Genomic DNA, 14,632 nt, shown 5'->3' on the forward strand with positions numbered 1-14,632 from the left:
ATCAGGTCGCGCGGGACGCCCAGTGGGCGGGCCGCCGGAGCGCCGGCGGCAGGCCGGTCGCGGCGTCGCCCCGCGCCGAGTCCAGCTGCGGCTGGGTCAGGAAGACGGCCCCGGTGAGGTCGGCGCCGCGCAGGTCGGCGTCCCGCAGGTCCGCCCCGATCAGGACGGCGGCGCGCAGGTCGGCGCCCCGGAGGTCGGCCGCGATCAGGTACGCCCCGCGCAGGTCGGCCCCGCGCAGGTCGGCTCCCTTCAGCCTCGCCCCGATGAGGTCCGCCCCGCGCCGGTTCCGCTTCGGCCCCTGGACGCCGGCCCTGGCGAGGTCGCCGGCACGCGCCAGCAGGACGTTCACGCGCTCATGGACGGCCCCGACGTCGAGTCCGGCGAGGTCGCCGGGCTCTCCGCGGGTGAGCCTGTCGACCTCGTCGTAGGCGGCCGTGAGTTCGGGCCGGATCGGTTCGGCGGCGGGCATCGCCACCGCCTCGTCCAGGTACCAGAGCATCTCGTGGAGCCGCCGCATGACCGGGAACACCTCGAACATGCGGCGCGCGAGGCCGGGATCCTTCCGCCAGTCCCGGCCACCGAAGGTCTGCTGAGACACCTTCTGACCGGCGCCGAAGCAGTCGAAGACCGTGCAGCCCGTGAACCCGCGCCGCCGGAGATCGGCGTGGACGGCGCAGCGGAAGTCGGCGAGCAGGTTCCGGCACGGCTCGCCCGCGTCCTTGTCGAACGCGAAGTCGGCCGACTTCGCGAACGGCAGCGCCGCGCAGCACAGCCCGGCGCAGCGCGCGCAGTCGGCCTTCAGGTCGAGCTTCTCCGGCAACCCGTGACCCCCGTATCTGGACGACGCCTCATTCTCGCGCCCCGGGATACGTGGTCCGTACGGTCACGCGGCGTCGTGGAACACCAGCCCCAGTGTGCGCCTCCGGCCGGACCGGACGACGCTGACGCCATGCCGCATCGGCGCCGCCGACCAGCCGCGCTTGGTGCGCACCGGCCGGTCCCGCGTCGTGAAGACCAGCCCGTGGCCGCGCGGCAGGAGCGTCGCCGTCCCGCGCGACTGCGCGCGGGCCCGCTGCTCCACCATCAGGAACTCGCCGCCGGTGTAGTCGGCGCCCGGCTCGTCCAGGCCGATCACGACCTGCAGCGGGAACACCAGGTCGCCGTACAGGTCGCGGTGCAGCGCGTTCCAGTCGTCCCGCCCGTAGCGCAGCAGGATCGGTGTCGGCTTCGTCTGGCCCGCCGCGTGGCACATCTCCAGCCATTCCGCGAGCGTGTCAGGCCAGGGAGCGGGACGCCCCAGCCTGCCCGCCCACTCCCGGGCGATCGGCAGCAGATGCGGATACAGCGCGGCGCGCAGTTCGCCGACCGGCTCCGGGAACGGTTCGGCGAAGTAGCGGTACTGCCCGGCGCCGAACCGGTACCGCTCCATGTCGATCGTCGAGCGGAACCGTCCCGCCTCGCCGTAGAGGGCGGAGATGTCCGCGCACTCGTCCTTGGTCAGGAGCGGGGGCGTCAGTGCGCTGCCGTACGCGTCCATCTCGCCGGCGAGCGCGGTCCAGCCGGCCTCCGCGGCCCTGCTCGCATAGATGCTCATATCGGGTGAACACCGCCCGCGCCAGGACGGTTGCGGGCGTGGGATACAGTTTCCGGCGCCTATGACAGAGTCCTTCACCGAATCCGGGATCGCCGCCCGGCTCCGCTCCGCGGGCTGCGTGTTCGCCGAGGACGAGGCGCGGCTGATCCTCTCGACCGCCCGCACCCCGGGCGACGCCTCCGCCATGGTCGAGCGGCGCGCGGCCGGGGAGCCGCTCGAACACGTCCTCGGCTGGGCCGGGTTCTGCGGGCTGCGGATCGCCGTCGAGCCCGGGGTCTTCGTGCCCCGCCGGCGCACCGAGTTCCTCGTCCGGCGGGCCGAGGGGCTCGCCCCGGCGCGGCCCGTCGTCCTCGACCTGTGCTGCGGCTCCGGCGCGCTCGGCGCCGCGCTCGCCTCCCGCCTGGACGGCTCCGCCCTGCACTCCGCCGACATCGAGCCCGCGGCGGTGCGGTGCGCCCGCCGCAACATCGCGCCCTTCGGCGGGCTGGCCTACGAGGGCGACCTCTTCGAGCCGCTCCCGGACGCGCTGCGCGGGCGCGTGGACGTGCTGCTCTGCAACGTCCCCTACGTCCCGACCGGCGAGGTCGGGCTGCTGCCGCCGGAGGCGCGCGACCACGAGCCGCGGGTGGCGCTCGACGGCGGCCCGGACGGGCTCGGCGTCCTGCGCCGCGTCGCCGCCGAGGCGGCGGGGTGGCTCGCGCCCGGCGGCCACCTGCTGTTCGAGACGAGCGAGCGGCAGGTCGCCGATGCGGTCGCCGCCGTGGAACGCGGCGGCCTGGTGGCCGCGGTCGCCACGTCCGGGGAATTCTCCGCCACGGTCATTGCCGGCGCCAAATCCGTGTAAAACGCGACGCACGGGTACGGGTCGTACAGGACGACCTGAAGGAGTGAACCCAGATGCGCCGCATCAGCGCAGCGCTCAGCGCCATCGTCGGCACGATCGTCAGCATCGTGACCCTGCCGTTCCGCGTTCTGCAGCGGCTGCTGACCCCCTCGCGCGGCCGCCCCGCCCGCACTCGCCGCAGGGCGCTGTGACGCGATGACCGACCGCCCCGGGCCACTCATCCAGAATGGCCCGGGGCGGCCCCATGTGAAAATGCGTTGAACCATCGGGCAGGGTTGCGCATCATATGAGTGACGAGCCGAACGGAACGGACGGGAAGGGAGCGGCGGAGATGACCGCGATCAACGCGCAGCAGGCGCCGCAGCCCCTCGGGGCCGGGCCGCGTCGAGGTTTCGCCGTTGCCGGAATCGCCTCTGGATAGGACCGCCAGGTTCTCCGGAGGCCGTCAGGGAAAGATCCCGGCGGCCTTTTTCATGCACATCCGGGATTGTCACGTCGCACAGGCCGAAATGGTGAGGCACCTGGCTTCCACCCAGGGGGAGCGGGTTCGATTCCCGCGTGCGGCTCTGGACTGGACCGGCGGGAGTAACGACCCCCGGCTGGTTCTGCACGTGCCCGAGGCGGGCGGACGCCACCGCCCGCCGGCGGGCACCCATGCTGGATCATCCAATGGCAGGATGCGTGACTCTGAATCACGTCATGCAGGTTCGACCCCTGCTCCAGCAGCCGCGGAGCCCGGGTCTCACGGCCGGGCGCCGACCCGGGTGCGGGCCGTCGTCCAGGCGCGGGCCTGCTCGCTGAGCGTGATGCCGAGGCCGGGACGGGCCGGGACGTGCATCCGCCCGTCCTTGATCGTCAGCCTCTCCTCGAACAGCGGGTCCAGCCAGTCGAAGTGCTCCACCCACGGTTCGCCCGGGTACGCGGCGGCCAGATGGAGGTGGATCTCCATGGCGAAGTGCGGCGCGAGCCCCAGGTGCCGGTGGTCGGCGAGCGCGGCGAGCCGCAGGAACCCGGTGATGCCGCCGATGCGCGGAGCGTCCGGCTGGAGGATGTCGGCGGCGCCCTTGTCGATCAGCTCGCAGTGCTCGGCGACGCTGGTGAGCATCTCACCGGTCGCGATGGGCGTGTCGAGCGCGCGGGCGAGCGCGGCGTGGCCCTCGGCGTCGTAGGCGTCGAGCGGCTCCTCGATCCAGGTCAGGCCGAACGCCTCCAGGGCCCGTCCCATCCGCAGGGCGGCGGGCCGGTCCCACTGCTGGTTCGCGTCCACCATCAGCGGGAACGCGTCGCCGAGGCGCTCGCGCACGGCGGTGACCCGGCGCAGGTCCTCGGCGTGGTCCGGATGCCCGACCTTGATCTTGATTCCGCCGATGCCGGCCCGCACCGACGCCTCCGCGTTCTCCAGCACCTCCTCCAGCGGAGCGCTCAGGAACCCGCCCGAGGTGTTGTAGCACCGGACGGAGTCGCGGTGCGCGCCGAGGAGCTTGGCCAGCGGCAGGCCCGCCCGCCGGGCCTTCAGGTCCCACAGCGCGATGTCGATGGCGGCGATCGCCTGCGCGGCGAGCCCGCTGCGGCCGACGGACGCGCCCGCCCACAGCAGCTTCGTCCCGAGCCTGCCGATGTCGCTCGGGTCCTCGCCGAGGAGGTCGGGCGCGATCTCCGCGGCGTGCGCGAACTGGCCGGGGCCGCCGGCGCGTTTGGAGTAGCCGAAGCCGACGCCCTCGTGGCCCTCCTCGGTGCCGATCTCGGCGAACAGGAACACGACCTCGGTCATCGGCCGCTGCCGCCCGGTCAGCACCTTCGCGTCGCTGACCGGCGCGGCGAGCGGCAGCGTGACCGAGGAAAGCTCGATCCAGGCGATCCGGTCCAGGGTCGCCTCGCCCGCCGGGACGCCCGCCACCTCAGACCGCCCGCTTCACCAGCGCCGCGAGGTCGGCGGTCTCCGTCTCGGTCAGGTCCGTCAGCGGCGGGCGGACGGGGCCGGCCGGCATCCCGGTGACCCGCAGGCCCGCCTTGATGATGCTGACCGCGTAGCCCTTGCGGCGGTTGCGGATGTCGCAGTACGGCAGGACGAACTCGGCCAGCCGCCGCCGGACCTCGTCCCGGTCGCCCGCGCGGACGGCGGCGTAGAACGCCAGCGCGAACTCCGGGACGAAGTTGAAGATCGCCGACGAGTACGTCGTGACGCCCAGCTCCAGGTAGGGGAGCGCGAACGTCTCGGCGGTGGGGAGCCCGCCGATGTAGACGAGCCGGTCGCCGAGCCGGGACCGGACCCGCGTCATCAGCTCCAGGTCGCCGACGCCGTCCTTGAAGCCGACGAGGGTGGGGCAGTCTTCGGCGACCTCCGCGACCGTCGTGTCCTGGTAAACGGCGTTCGCCCGGCTGTAGATCGTCACGCCGAGCCCGGTCGCCGCGCACACCGCCCGGACGTGCGCGGCCAGGCCCTCCTGCGAGGCCTCGGTCAGGTACGGCGGGAACAGCAGCAGGCCGTCGGCCCCGGCGCGCTCGGCGTCCCTGGCCATCTCCACGGCCGTCGCCGTCCCGTACCCGGCGGGGGCGATCACCGGGAGCCCGTCGCGCGCCTCCGCGACCGCCGCGCGCACGACCCGCCCGGTCTCGGCCGGCGTCAGCGAGAAGAACTCGCCCGTCCCGCCCGCGGCGAACAGCCCGGCCACGTCGTACCCGCCGAGCCGGGCGATGTGCGCCCGGTAGGCGTCCTCGTCGAACGCCAGGTCGTCGCGGAAGTGGGTGACGGGGAACGAGAGGAGCCCGGACCCGAGCCGGCGGGCGATGTCGTCGGGCGCAGTCTGCTTCATGCTCCGAGGCTAGGATGGCCGATTGATCCAGGTCCAACACGAAAATGGCATCCAGTGATACCCGCAGGGAATCGTCCGGGCGGTTCCGGCGGGGGCCCGCTTGACGGCGCCCGCCGGCTCGTTTTATTTTGGCGTCCAAATATTGACCGTCAAAGTATTGAGGCGCGCCGTGCGCCCGGTGCCGTGGAGGACCCGATGAGCGACTTTCCCGCGTACGCCCCGTCCGAGGAGCATGAGCTGCTGAGGGCCACGGTGCGTGAACTGGCCGAGGCCAAGATCGCTCCTTTCGCGGCCGAGGTGGACGAGGAGTCCCGGTTCCCGCGGGAGGCGCTGGAGGCGCTGGTGGCCAACGGGCTGCACGCGGTGCACGTGCCCGAATCGTACGGGGGCGCGGGGGCCGACGCGCTGGCCACGGTGATCGTGATCGAGGAGGTCGCACGGGCGTGCGCGTCCTCCTCGCTGATCCCGGCGGTGAACAAACTGGGCACGGTTCCGGTCCTGCTGGCCGGCGGGGAGGAGCTGAAGAAGCGCTATCTGGCGCCGGTGGCGCAGGGGGAGGCGATGTTCTCCTATGCGCTGTCGGAGGCCGATGCGGGGTCGGACGCGGCGGGGATGAAGACCCGCGCGGTCCGCGACGGTGATGCCTGGGTGCTGAACGGCACCAAGATGTGGATCACCAATGCCGGTGTGTCGGAGTTCTACACCGTGATGGCGGTGACCGATCCGGCGGCGGGTGCGCGGGGGATCTCGGCGTTCGTGGTGGAGAAGAACGACCCTGGGGTGTCGTTCGGGCCCAAGGAGCGCAAGCTGGGGATCAAGGGGTCCCCGACCCGGCAGGTGATCCTGGAGGACGTCCGCATCCCGGCGGACCGGTTGATCGGTGCGGAGGGGACGGGGTTCAAGACGGCGCTGGCGACCTTGGACCACACCCGGATCACCATCGCCGCCCAGGCGCTGGGCATCGCGCAGGGCGCGCTGGATTTCGCGGTGGGCTATGTCAAGGAGCGGCGCCAGTTCGGCAAGCCGATCGCCGACTTCCAGGGCGTGCAGTTCATGCTGGCGGACATGGCGATGCGGCTCGAAGGTGCCCGGCAGCTGACGTATCACGCGGCGATCAAGTCCGAGCGGGCGATGGCGGGGGAGAAGGTCGCGGACCTGACGTTGGTCTCGTCGGCGTGCAAGGCGCTGGCCTCGGATGTGGCGATGGACGTCACCACCGACGCGGTCCAGCTCCTTGGCGGCTATGGGTACACGCGGGAGTTCCCGGTGGAGCGGATGATGCGCGATGCCAAGATCACCCAGATCTACGAGGGCACCAACCAGATCCAGCGGATGGTCATCGCCCGCCAGCTCCTGAAGTAACCGGCAGCCGCACCTCGAAGAGCGCGCCGCCGCCGGGAGCGTCGCCGACGGTGATCGCCCCGCCGTGCGCCAGGACCAGGTCCCGGGCGATGGCCAGGCCGAGGCCCGCGCCGCCGTCGTCCCGGCTGCGGGCGTCGTCCAGCCGCACGAACCGCTCGAAGATCCGCTCGCGGTCGCCGGGCGGCACCCCCGGCCCGTCGTCGGCGACCCGCAGCACCGCCGCGCCCGCCTCCTCGCGCAGCGACAGGCGGACGGCGGTGCCCGCGTACCGCTCGGCGTTGTCGAGCAGGTTGCCGACCACCCGCGACAGCCGCCCCGGGACGCCCATGACCCGGGGGTCCCCCTCGATCGACGGCTCGACGGGGATCCGGTCCCCCGTGCGCCGCTCCAGCTCGTCCCGGACGAGCCCGCCGAGCAGGACGGGCCGGGCCGGCGGACGGTCCCCGGCGTCGATGCGGGCGAGGAGGAGCAGGTCGGCGGCGAGGTGCTGGAGCCTGACGACGTCCTCGACGAGCCCGTCCACGTCCAGCAGCCCCGGGTGCGCGGCGGCGACCTCCAGCTGTGTGCGCAGCGACGCGATCGGGCTGCGCAGCTCGTGCGAGGCGTCCGCCACGAACCCGCGCTGCCGGGCCACCGACTCCTCCAGCGCGGCGAGCGTCTCGTTCGTCGTCACGGCGAGCCCGGCGATCTCGTCCCGCGCGTCCGGCACCGGGACCCGCCGGGCCAGGTCGCCGGAGGAGGTGATCGCGGCCAGCTCCGCCCGGACCGCCTCCACCGGCCGCAGCGCCCGCCGCGTCACCAGCCATGTCACCCCCGCGACCACCGCGAGCAGCGGCGGCAGCCCGCCGAGCATCGCCCGGGTGGCCGTGCCGGCGGCCTCCCGCGCCGCGCCCAGGTCGGCGCCCGCGTACACGGTCACCGTGTCGTCCCGCGGGGTCGTCACCTCGACGGCGGCGAACCGGTAGTCGGCCGTCCGGCCGTCGACGGTCACGCTGCCGGTGGTGAAGTCCGGGTCGCCGTCCGCCACCTCGCCGCGCCCGGGGTCGTCGTCCCGCCCCTCGCCGCCGCGCCCCTCGTCGTCGTCACCGCGCGCGGGCGGGCCGGGCCGCACGGCCGGGGAGCCGGTGCCGCCGATCGCCTCCACGTCCTCGCTCACCGCGCGCACGCGGCCGTCCTCGCCCACGACCTGGACCGGATGCTCGTCCGGGTCCGGGAGGTCGAGCGAGGCGTACGGGGTCCCCGTGGCGAGCTGCCCCGCCACCTCCCGCGCCGCCACCTCGGCCTCCAGCTCGGCCCGGCCGGCGAGGTTCGCGCGCAGCAGCACCACTACCGCGAGCCCGGCGGCGACCAGCGCGGCGGCCACCACGACGGTCGCGCCCAGGGTCGTCCGGGCCCGGACGGACGCCGGGCGGCGGGCCACCTCAGCCGCCCCCGTCCCGGGCGAGCCGGTACCCGGACCCGCGCACCGTCGTGATCGACCGGCGCCCGAACGGGACGTCGAGCTTGCGGCGCAGCGCGCTCACGTACACCTCGACGATGTTGGGGTCCCCGTCGTAGGCGAAGTCCCAGACCGCCTCGATGATCTGCGCCTTCGACACGACCCGCCCGGCGTTCGCGGCCAGGTGCTCCAGCACGGCGAACTCCTTGGCGGTCAGCTCGACCTCGGTGCCGTCCCGGAACACCCGCCGCGCCGCCGGGTCCACGGTGAGGTCGCCGAGCGTGATCACGGGCGCGGCGCCCCGCGTCCGGCGGCGCAGCAGCGCCCGGATGCGCGCCACCAGCACCAGGTAGGAGAACGGCTTGGTGAGGTAGTCGTCCGCGCCGGTGTCCAGGCCCTCGGCCTCGTCGTACTCGCCGTCCTTGGCGGTCAGCATGAGGATCGGCGTCTGGTCGCCCGCGGCGCGCAGCTCCGCGCACACCCGGTAGCCGTTCAGCCCGGGGAGCATGATGTCGAGGACGATCAGGTCGTACTCTCCGCCGAGCGCCCGGTGCAGCCCCTCGGCGCCGTCATGGACGGTGTCGACGACGTACCCCTCGGCCGTCAGCCCCCGTTCGAGGGACGTGGCGAGGCGTCCCTCGTCCTCGACGATCAGGAGGCGCATGCTCATAGCGTGCCAAACCGCACCTGAAGCCGGCTTCAGGTTGCTTCAGCACGGCTACAGGAATGCCCGGCATCGTCCATGGCGAACGGGTGGCCGGGAGGACCGGCCGCCGACCCGAGAACTGGAGGCCGGAATCCGATGAGGTTCGACGCACGACGCATGCTCTCCGCCCGCCGGCCGCTGGTCGCGGTGGCCGCGGCGGGTCTCCTCGCGGCCGGGGGAGCCGGCGCGGCCGCCGCCGCGGACGGCGACGACGGGACCCCCGCCGCCGACCCGTCCGTCACGACGTCCGCGTCGCCGGCGCAGGCGGTGTCGCTGGCGCAGGCGGTGGACACGGCGCTCAAGGCCGTCCCCGGCACGGTCGAGGAGGCGGAACTCGACGACGAGCACGGCCGGGCCGTGTGGGAGGTCGGCGTCCTCCCCGACCGCGGGACCCCGCGCGACGTGGTCGTCGACGCCGGCGACGGGAAGGTCACCGCCAACCGCGCGGACCGTCCGGACGACGACGATTCCGAGCCGGCCGGCGCGGTGCGCGGCGCGAAGATCACCATCGCGCACGCGGCCGGCGCGGCGGAGAAGGCCGTCTCCGGACGCGCCACGTCCACGGAGTTCGAGCGCGAGCACGGCCGGGCCGTCTGGGTGGCCGACGTGACCGGCCGGAACGGCACCGCCTACGAGGTCACCGTGGACGCCGCGACCGGCGGGGTGCTCTCCAAGGAGACCGATCAGGACTGACGCGACCCGCAGCGGGAAGAGAACCGCCGAGGGGGTGCGCATGACCGAGCAGAAGCCCGCGCCCGGCGTCGACACGGCGGTCCCGCACGTGGCGCGCATCTGGAACTACTGGCTGGGCGGCAAGGACAACTATCCCGTGGACCGCGAGGTCGGCGACCAGATCCTCGGGATGCTGCCGGACGTCGCCCGGCTGGCCCGCGCGTCCCGGCTGTTCCTCAACCGGGTCGTGTGGTACCTGACCGTCGAGGCGGGCGTCCGCCAGTTCATCGACATCGGGACGGGCCTGCCCACCGTGGACAACACCCATGAGGTCGCCCAGCGGGCCGAGCCCGAGACGAAGGTCGTCTACGTCGACAACGACCCGCTGGTCCTGGAGCACGCGCGGGCGCTGCTCACCAGCACCCCAGAGGGGCGCACCGCCTACATCCACGCCGACCTGCGGGAACCCGAGACGATCCTGGAAGCCGCCGCCGAGACGCTCGACTTCGGCGAACCCGTCGCGTTCACCCTGATGGGCGTCCTGGAGTTCATCCCCGACCACGAGCAGGCCTACGGCATCGTGCGCACGCTGCTGGACGCCGCGACGTCGGGCAGCTACTTCGCCATGTACGACGGGACGAACGTCATCCACGGCGAGGCGTCCGATCGCATCGTCGAGGTCTGGAACGCGTCGGGCAACACCGAGCTAGTGCTGCGGACGCCCGAGCAGATCGCCCGCTTCTTCGACGGGCTGGACCTGCTGGAGCCCGGCGTCGTCCCGGTGACGCACTGGCGGCCGGACGCGGCGCCCGACCAGGAGCCGGTGGACGCCTACGGCGCCGTCGGACGCAAGCCCTAGCGCCTCCCTTGACATGCAACCATCTGGCTGCCTATTGTCAAAGGCAACCAGATGGCTGCATAAGGGGCGTGCATGGACGAGGTCTTCAAGGCGCTCGCCGACGCCAGCCGGCGCCGGCTGCTGGACGGCCTGAACGCCCGCAACGGGCAGACGCTGCGGGAGCTGTGCGCCGGGCTGGACATGACCCGGCAGTCCGTCAGCAAGCACCTGGCGGTCCTGGAGGGCGCCGGCCTCGTGACGACCGCGCGCCGGGGGCGCGAGAAGCTCCACTACCTCGACGCCGCCCCGATCAACGCCATCGCCGACCGCTGGATGAGCCGGTACGACCAGGAGCGCGCGCGTGCGCTCGCCGACCTGAAGACCGCATTGGAGCAGGACCCGATGAACGAGTTCGTCTACACCACCTACATCAAGACCACGCCGGAGCGGCTCTGGGAGGCCCTCACCGACCCGGCGTTCACCCGCCGCTACTGGGGCGTCTCCTTCGAGACGGACTGGAAGCCCGGCTCCACGATCACCTGGCACGAGGACGGCGCGACCATCGCCGACCCCGAGCAGGTCGTCCTCGAAGCCGAGCCGGGCCGCCGCCTGGCCTACACCTGGCACACCTTCACGCCCGAGTGGGCCAAGGCCGTCGGCGTGGACGAGGAGACCCGCGCCCGGCTGCTCCAGGAACCGCGCTCCAAGGTGACCTTCGAGATCGAGCCCGCCGGCGAGACGGTCAAGCTCACCGTCGTCCACGAGGGCGGCGAGACCCTGCTCGGCATGTCCCGCCACGGCTGGCCGCAACTCGTGTCCGCCCTGAAGACCCTCATGGAAACGGGCGAACCCCTCCCCACCCCGTAACCGCCCGCTACCGCCGGCTGGCCCAGTACTCCTCGGCCTCCGGAACCTCGGTGTATTCGAGCAGGTGGGTGTCGGCGATGCGCTCCAGCACCCCGCGCACCTCGCCCGGCGTCGCGTAGAAGAACTCCCGCCGCAGGTTGACCTGGTTGACGCGCTTCTCCGCGAACTCCTGGTGCAGGCTGCCCTCCAGGCCCACGGCGTCTTCGCTGAAGATGAGGGCGTGCACGTCGAACCGGAACGGCACGGACGCGTCCCCCAGCTCGCGGACGCGGTCGAGCGGGTCCAGCCGACGGGTCATGCCGATCTTCACCATCCGCTCGCCGAAAGCGCCGATGTTGGAGATCACGTAGACGTAGCCGGCGCGGGTCTTCGCGGCACGCCCTTCCACGTCGGTGATGGCCGACTCGACGTCCGCCAGCTTCGCGCGCAGCTCCGCGGCGCCGGCGGCGTCCCCGTTGGCCTCCAGCCGGGCGAGCGCCGACTCCACATGCGAGCGCTCCTTGAGCAGGCGGGCCTTCTCGCGCTCGAACTCCTTGCGCGCCTTGTCCTCCTCCCGCTGCCGCTCACGCTCGGCGCGCACCCGCTCCTTCTCCTCCTCCGCCTTGGCGAGATGGTCGGCGGTGAGCTTCAGCTCGCGGACGCGGATCTCCCTGTACTGGCGGCTCACCCGGATGTCCATCGTCTTCCCGAGCCGTTCGATGGTCTGCGCGGTCTTGTCCAGGCGGTCGATCGCCGACTGCAGCTTGTAGGGCCGCATCGTCCGGATGAGGTTGTCGGCCTCGGCGTTGTACGCGCGGAGCATCAACTTGGAGAAGTCGCGCACCATCCTGGAACCCTGGGCCGCCGACCCGTTCACCGTCCAGTTCGTGGCCCCGACGACCGCCTTCCCACCGCTCGCCATCGACTTGATCCGGTCCTTGACCCGCGCCAGCTCGGCCTTGTACGCGACGACGTCCGCGAGCGGGTGCTGGTATTCGTAGACGCCGGCCTCCTGGAGCAGCGCGAGGTCCTGGGTCTCGACGATCTCCTTGCGCAGCCGCGCGAGCTCCTTGCGCTTCTGTGTCGTCTCCCGCCGGACGTCGGCCGCCTCGCCGCGGAGCCGCTCGATCTCCGCGGCCACCTGCGGGGCCTCCAGCCCTCCGAGGCGCTCCAGCCACTGCCGCAGTCCGGCGTTCTCGGCCTCCAGCTCCTCGATGCGCTGCCGCTTGCCTCCGAACACGGGCCGCGGCCTGGGGCCCGAGTGCGGTGCCGCCACCGGCGGGACGGGAGGCGCCGGATGCGCCGGTGCGGCGGGCATGGGGGCCGCCGGTGCCGCGGGCAGCCAGAACTGCCAGCCGGCCGGGGGCGGCGGCCAGCTCGCGTCGGGCTGCCAGCCGGGCGGGGGCTTCCACCCGGGCGGGGGCGCCGGCCAGGTCGGCGGAGGGTTGTAGCGCCATCCGGACGTGTCTGCGGGGCCTGTGAAGGTTCCCGGCTGCGCCGGCGGCTGCTGGACGGGCTCCACGGGCGGCGCTTGGGGCGGCACCGGCGGAACGGGAGCCGGCCGGGCGGCCCCTTCGATGATCCGCCGGACATGGGCCGCGTCCTGATCGTGCACATCGCCGAAATCGGTCTCGGTTCCGTCCGCCTCCCGCACCACCAGGAACCAGCGCTGCTTGTACGACGTGCGCGTCTCGACGGCGGTGACGTCGGCGGTGGAGACCTCCTGGCGGGGCCCCTCCCGGACGAGGTCGGGCGCGGAGAGCCCGAGGACCCGCCGATCGGTGACGGCGATGTGCGTTAACTTCGGGAGGGCTTTCACGGTCGACGCGAGCGCCAGAACCGACTCGCCGTCCCGCAGGAAGAACCTCATCCGCCGTATCAGGTCGTCGGCTTCGATGGGATCCACCTCGACACCGACATAGCCCGGCCGGGGGATGTTCTGCACCGTCATCGCTTCCTCGCGCGTTGTCTCTGGGCAGAACAGGTCGACCCCGTTGCCGGCGAGTCGTTCCCCGTGCCGCCGTCTCATCGGACAGTCGAGGGGAGCGCTCGACGTCTCTTGGACGGGTCGGTGGCGGGTGGGGTTTACCGGGAGCTCTGGTGGCGGGGGTTTTACAGGAGCATGTCGGTGCCGCCGGATTCCTCTTCGCCGTCGGTGGTGTGCTCTGGTTCCAGGTACTCGTCATCGGGCCAGAGGCGGTCGGCGAGGAAGGCGAGATACTCTTCGTCGCCGGGGTCGAGTTCGGCCGTCATCGACTCGGGGTGCGTGCCGGGATCCGGGGGCGGCTCGGGCGCGTGCCGTGGCGGCATGGGGCGGAGCAGGTTGGGCAGGCAGAGCCCGAGCAGGGCCAGCAGGGACACGAGGACCAGGACTGTGACCACACCGCACCGTCCTTTCATCACGGTCGAGTTCCGCATGAATCTTGCGTAAGTAGCAAAACAGTTGAACGCTATCGGGATCCCCCGCCGGATGGGAGCCCCGACATGCGAGGCGCCGGGGACAATGAGCCCGTGGACCCTCACGTGGACGCGCGTGCGCGCGAGCTGGCGAGGATCATCTGGGATCACCTCGTCCTGTCCGGACCTCTCTCCAAGGCTGACGTGATCCTCGCGCTGGGGAGCCACGACACGCGGGTGGCGGTGCACGCGGCCAGGCTTTGGCACGGGGGTTGGAGTCCCCTGGTGGTCGTCTCGGGCGGCCGGGGGAAGATCACGTCGGGGTGGGACGAGGCGGAGGCGCGGGTGTTCGGGCGGGTCGTGCGCGAGCACGGGGTCCCCGCGGACGCTCTGGTCCTGGAGGAGACGGCGACCAACACGGGGGAGAACATCACCGCTTCCAGGCGCCTGCTGGACGGGCGGGGAGTGGCGGTGCGCAGCGGGATCCTCGTCGCGAAGCCCTACATGACGCGACGGGCCCTGGCCACGGCGCGGCGCCAGTGGCCGGGGGTGGAGTGGACGGCCTCAGCGCCCGAGCTCGGGTTCGACGCGTTCGGTCCGGACGAGCGCCAGTTCATCGAGCTGATGGTGGGCGACCTGCAGCGGATGGTCGTCTACGCCGAGCGGGGCTACCAGGTGCCGATGCCCGTGCCCGCGGCGGCCTGGGCGGCGTACGAGGAGCTCGCCCGGCTCGGCTACGACAGGCACGTGATCAGGTGATCGCGGGGGGAGGAACCCGCGTGTCTAGGCGGCCGTCGTGGGGCGGTGCGGCGCGATGACGCGGCCGTCGGGCAGCAGCTCGCCGGTGTCGTCGAAGACGACGACGCCGTTGCAGAGCAGGTTCCAGCCCTGCTCGGGGTGGGCGGCCACGATGCGTGCGGCCTCCCGGTCGAGGTCGTCCGGCGTCGGGCAGGGCGGCTCGTGCGGGCAGATGGTCGGGTGCGCTTCAGCGGTCACGGGGTTCCTCCACGGGTGTCCTCGTGATTAAGGACATAATGCAGCCTGCCGCGTTGCGTCCGAAATATGCAAGTGGATGGCGGATTCTTTACCGTCCAGGACGTGTGAACATCGGATAGATCGGGC

At 72.6% G+C, this 14,632-nt stretch carries 16 protein-coding genes and 2 tRNA genes; 9 read left to right on the top strand and 9 right to left on the bottom strand.

What is annotated here, in order from left to right; translation table 11 throughout:
* Window position 1 precedes the first annotated feature (1 nt).
* Entirely contained in the window at window positions 2–820 is an 819-nt protein-coding gene (locus tag BM339_RS04755) for a pentapeptide repeat-containing protein (RefSeq protein WP_075019989.1), read from the bottom strand.
* Between the two features lie 63 nt (window positions 821–883).
* On the bottom strand, window positions 884–1,594 hold the full coding sequence (locus tag BM339_RS04760; protein ID WP_021595938.1) for a 2OG-Fe(II) oxygenase: 711 nt from the start codon (window positions 1,592–1,594) through the stop codon (window positions 884–886).
* Between the two features lie 61 nt (window positions 1,595–1,655).
* Here BM339_RS04760 and BM339_RS04765 point away from each other — a divergent pair, with 61 nt between their 5' ends.
* The 4 genes from BM339_RS04765 to BM339_RS04775 all read left to right on the top strand — a co-directional run bounded on the left by BM339_RS04765 (window position 1,656) and on the right by BM339_RS04775 (window position 3,164).
* A complete protein-coding gene (locus BM339_RS04765) occupies window positions 1,656–2,438 on the top strand; it encodes a putative protein N(5)-glutamine methyltransferase (RefSeq protein ID WP_075019990.1) in 783 nt (260 codons plus the stop codon).
* A 53-nt stretch (window positions 2,439–2,491) separates the two neighbouring features.
* Window positions 2,492–2,629 (top strand): LPFR motif small protein, encoded by a 138-nt coding sequence (locus BM339_RS49585; protein WP_021595936.1) that lies wholly within the window; start codon window positions 2,492–2,494, stop codon window positions 2,627–2,629.
* Between the two features lie 303 nt (window positions 2,630–2,932).
* Window positions 2,933–3,004 (top strand) — tRNA-Gly (locus tag BM339_RS04770).
* A gap of 89 nt (window positions 3,005–3,093) precedes the next feature.
* A tRNA-Gln gene (locus tag BM339_RS04775) sits at window positions 3,094–3,164 on the top strand.
* A gap of 16 nt (window positions 3,165–3,180) precedes the next feature.
* Here BM339_RS04775 and BM339_RS04780 read toward each other — a convergent pair.
* Together BM339_RS04780 and kdgD are read right to left on the bottom strand one after the other, a co-directional pair.
* Window positions 3,181–4,335, bottom strand: coding sequence for an L-talarate/galactarate dehydratase (locus tag BM339_RS04780; protein ID WP_021595935.1), 1,155 nt, complete (start codon window positions 4,333–4,335; stop codon window positions 3,181–3,183).
* A 1-nt stretch (window position 4,336) separates the two neighbouring features.
* A complete protein-coding gene (gene kdgD / locus BM339_RS04785) occupies window positions 4,337–5,251 on the bottom strand; it encodes a 5-dehydro-4-deoxyglucarate dehydratase (RefSeq protein ID WP_021595934.1) in 915 nt (304 codons plus the stop codon).
* A 195-nt stretch (window positions 5,252–5,446) separates the two neighbouring features.
* On the opposite strand from kdgD, the gene BM339_RS04790 reads away from it, so the two are divergent.
* On the top strand, window positions 5,447–6,613 hold the full coding sequence (locus tag BM339_RS04790; RefSeq protein WP_075020150.1) for an acyl-CoA dehydrogenase: 1,167 nt from the start codon (window positions 5,447–5,449) through the stop codon (window positions 6,611–6,613).
* On the opposite strand, the gene BM339_RS04795 is transcribed toward BM339_RS04790, so the two are convergent.
* A complete protein-coding gene (locus BM339_RS04795) occupies window positions 6,588–8,033 on the bottom strand; it encodes a sensor histidine kinase (protein ID WP_021595932.1) in 1,446 nt (481 codons plus the stop codon). The genes BM339_RS04790 and BM339_RS04795 overlap by 26 nt on opposite strands.
* A gap of 1 nt (window position 8,034) precedes the next feature.
* On the bottom strand, window positions 8,035–8,715 hold the full coding sequence (locus BM339_RS04800) for a response regulator transcription factor (RefSeq protein ID WP_083597243.1): 681 nt from the start codon (window positions 8,713–8,715) through the stop codon (window positions 8,035–8,037).
* A 138-nt stretch (window positions 8,716–8,853) separates the two neighbouring features.
* Here BM339_RS04800 and BM339_RS04805 point away from each other — a divergent pair, with 138 nt between their 5' ends.
* From BM339_RS04805 to BM339_RS04815, 3 genes are all read left to right on the top strand, one after another.
* A complete protein-coding gene (locus BM339_RS04805; RefSeq protein WP_177287612.1) occupies window positions 8,854–9,450 on the top strand; it encodes a PepSY domain-containing protein in 597 nt (198 codons plus the stop codon).
* A 40-nt stretch (window positions 9,451–9,490) separates the two neighbouring features.
* Window positions 9,491–10,288 (top strand): SAM-dependent methyltransferase, encoded by a 798-nt coding sequence (locus BM339_RS04810; RefSeq protein WP_021595929.1) that lies wholly within the window; start codon window positions 9,491–9,493, stop codon window positions 10,286–10,288.
* A 72-nt stretch (window positions 10,289–10,360) separates the two neighbouring features.
* Window positions 10,361–11,134 (top strand): ArsR/SmtB family transcription factor, encoded by a 774-nt coding sequence (locus BM339_RS04815; RefSeq protein ID WP_021595928.1) that lies wholly within the window; start codon window positions 10,361–10,363, stop codon window positions 11,132–11,134.
* A gap of 7 nt (window positions 11,135–11,141) precedes the next feature.
* Here the strand turns inward: BM339_RS04815 and BM339_RS52255 are convergent, their stop codons facing one another.
* Window positions 11,142–13,064, bottom strand: coding sequence for an SNIPE associated domain-containing protein (locus BM339_RS52255; RefSeq protein WP_083597246.1), 1,923 nt, complete (start codon window positions 13,062–13,064; stop codon window positions 11,142–11,144).
* A gap of 161 nt (window positions 13,065–13,225) precedes the next feature.
* Window positions 13,226–13,495, bottom strand: a complete 270-nt coding sequence (locus BM339_RS04825; protein ID WP_021595924.1) for a hypothetical protein — start codon at window positions 13,493–13,495, stop codon at window positions 13,226–13,228.
* Between the two features lie 129 nt (window positions 13,496–13,624).
* On the opposite strand from BM339_RS04825, the gene BM339_RS04830 reads away from it, so the two are divergent.
* The gene (locus BM339_RS04830) at window positions 13,625–14,269 is read left to right on the top strand and encodes a YdcF family protein (protein WP_177287613.1); all 645 of its coding nucleotides are present in this window, start codon (window positions 13,625–13,627) and stop codon (window positions 14,267–14,269) included.
* Between the two features lie 24 nt (window positions 14,270–14,293).
* Here the strand turns inward: BM339_RS04830 and BM339_RS04835 are convergent, their stop codons facing one another.
* Window positions 14,294–14,482 (bottom strand): DUF5999 family protein, encoded by a 189-nt coding sequence (locus BM339_RS04835; RefSeq protein WP_024935232.1) that lies wholly within the window; start codon window positions 14,480–14,482, stop codon window positions 14,294–14,296.
* Between the last annotated feature and the right edge of the window lie 150 nt (window positions 14,483–14,632).

This window comes from Actinomadura madurae, assembly GCF_900115095.1.
Lineage (GTDB): Bacteria > Actinomycetota > Actinomycetes > Streptosporangiales > Streptosporangiaceae > Spirillospora > Spirillospora madurae.

What these genes read in the sequence shown, in the direction of transcription:
- BM339_RS04760 (WP_021595938.1), bottom strand. Translation starts at nt 1,594, where the DNA reads ATGAGCATCTATGCGAGCAGGGCCGCGGAGGCCGGCTGGACCGCGCTC.
- BM339_RS04765 (WP_075019990.1), top strand. Translation starts at nt 1,656, where the DNA reads ATGACAGAGTCCTTCACCGAATCCGGGATCGCCGCCCGGCTCCGCTCC.
- BM339_RS49585 (WP_021595936.1), top strand. Translation starts at nt 2,492, where the DNA reads ATGCGCCGCATCAGCGCAGCGCTCAGCGCCATCGTCGGCACGATCGTC.
- kdgD (WP_021595934.1), bottom strand. Translation starts at nt 5,251, where the DNA reads ATGAAGCAGACTGCGCCCGACGACATCGCCCGCCGGCTCGGGTCCGGG.
- BM339_RS04790 (WP_075020150.1), top strand. Translation starts at nt 5,447, where the DNA reads ATGAGCGACTTTCCCGCGTACGCCCCGTCCGAGGAGCATGAGCTGCTG.
- BM339_RS04800 (WP_083597243.1), bottom strand. Translation starts at nt 8,715, where the DNA reads ATGCGCCTCCTGATCGTCGAGGACGAGGGACGCCTCGCCACGTCCCTC.
- BM339_RS04805 (WP_177287612.1), top strand. Translation starts at nt 8,854, where the DNA reads ATGAGGTTCGACGCACGACGCATGCTCTCCGCCCGCCGGCCGCTGGTC.
- BM339_RS04810 (WP_021595929.1), top strand. Translation starts at nt 9,491, where the DNA reads ATGACCGAGCAGAAGCCCGCGCCCGGCGTCGACACGGCGGTCCCGCAC.
- BM339_RS04815 (WP_021595928.1), top strand. Translation starts at nt 10,361, where the DNA reads ATGGACGAGGTCTTCAAGGCGCTCGCCGACGCCAGCCGGCGCCGGCTG.
- BM339_RS52255 (WP_083597246.1), bottom strand. Translation starts at nt 13,064, where the DNA reads ATGACGGTGCAGAACATCCCCCGGCCGGGCTATGTCGGTGTCGAGGTG.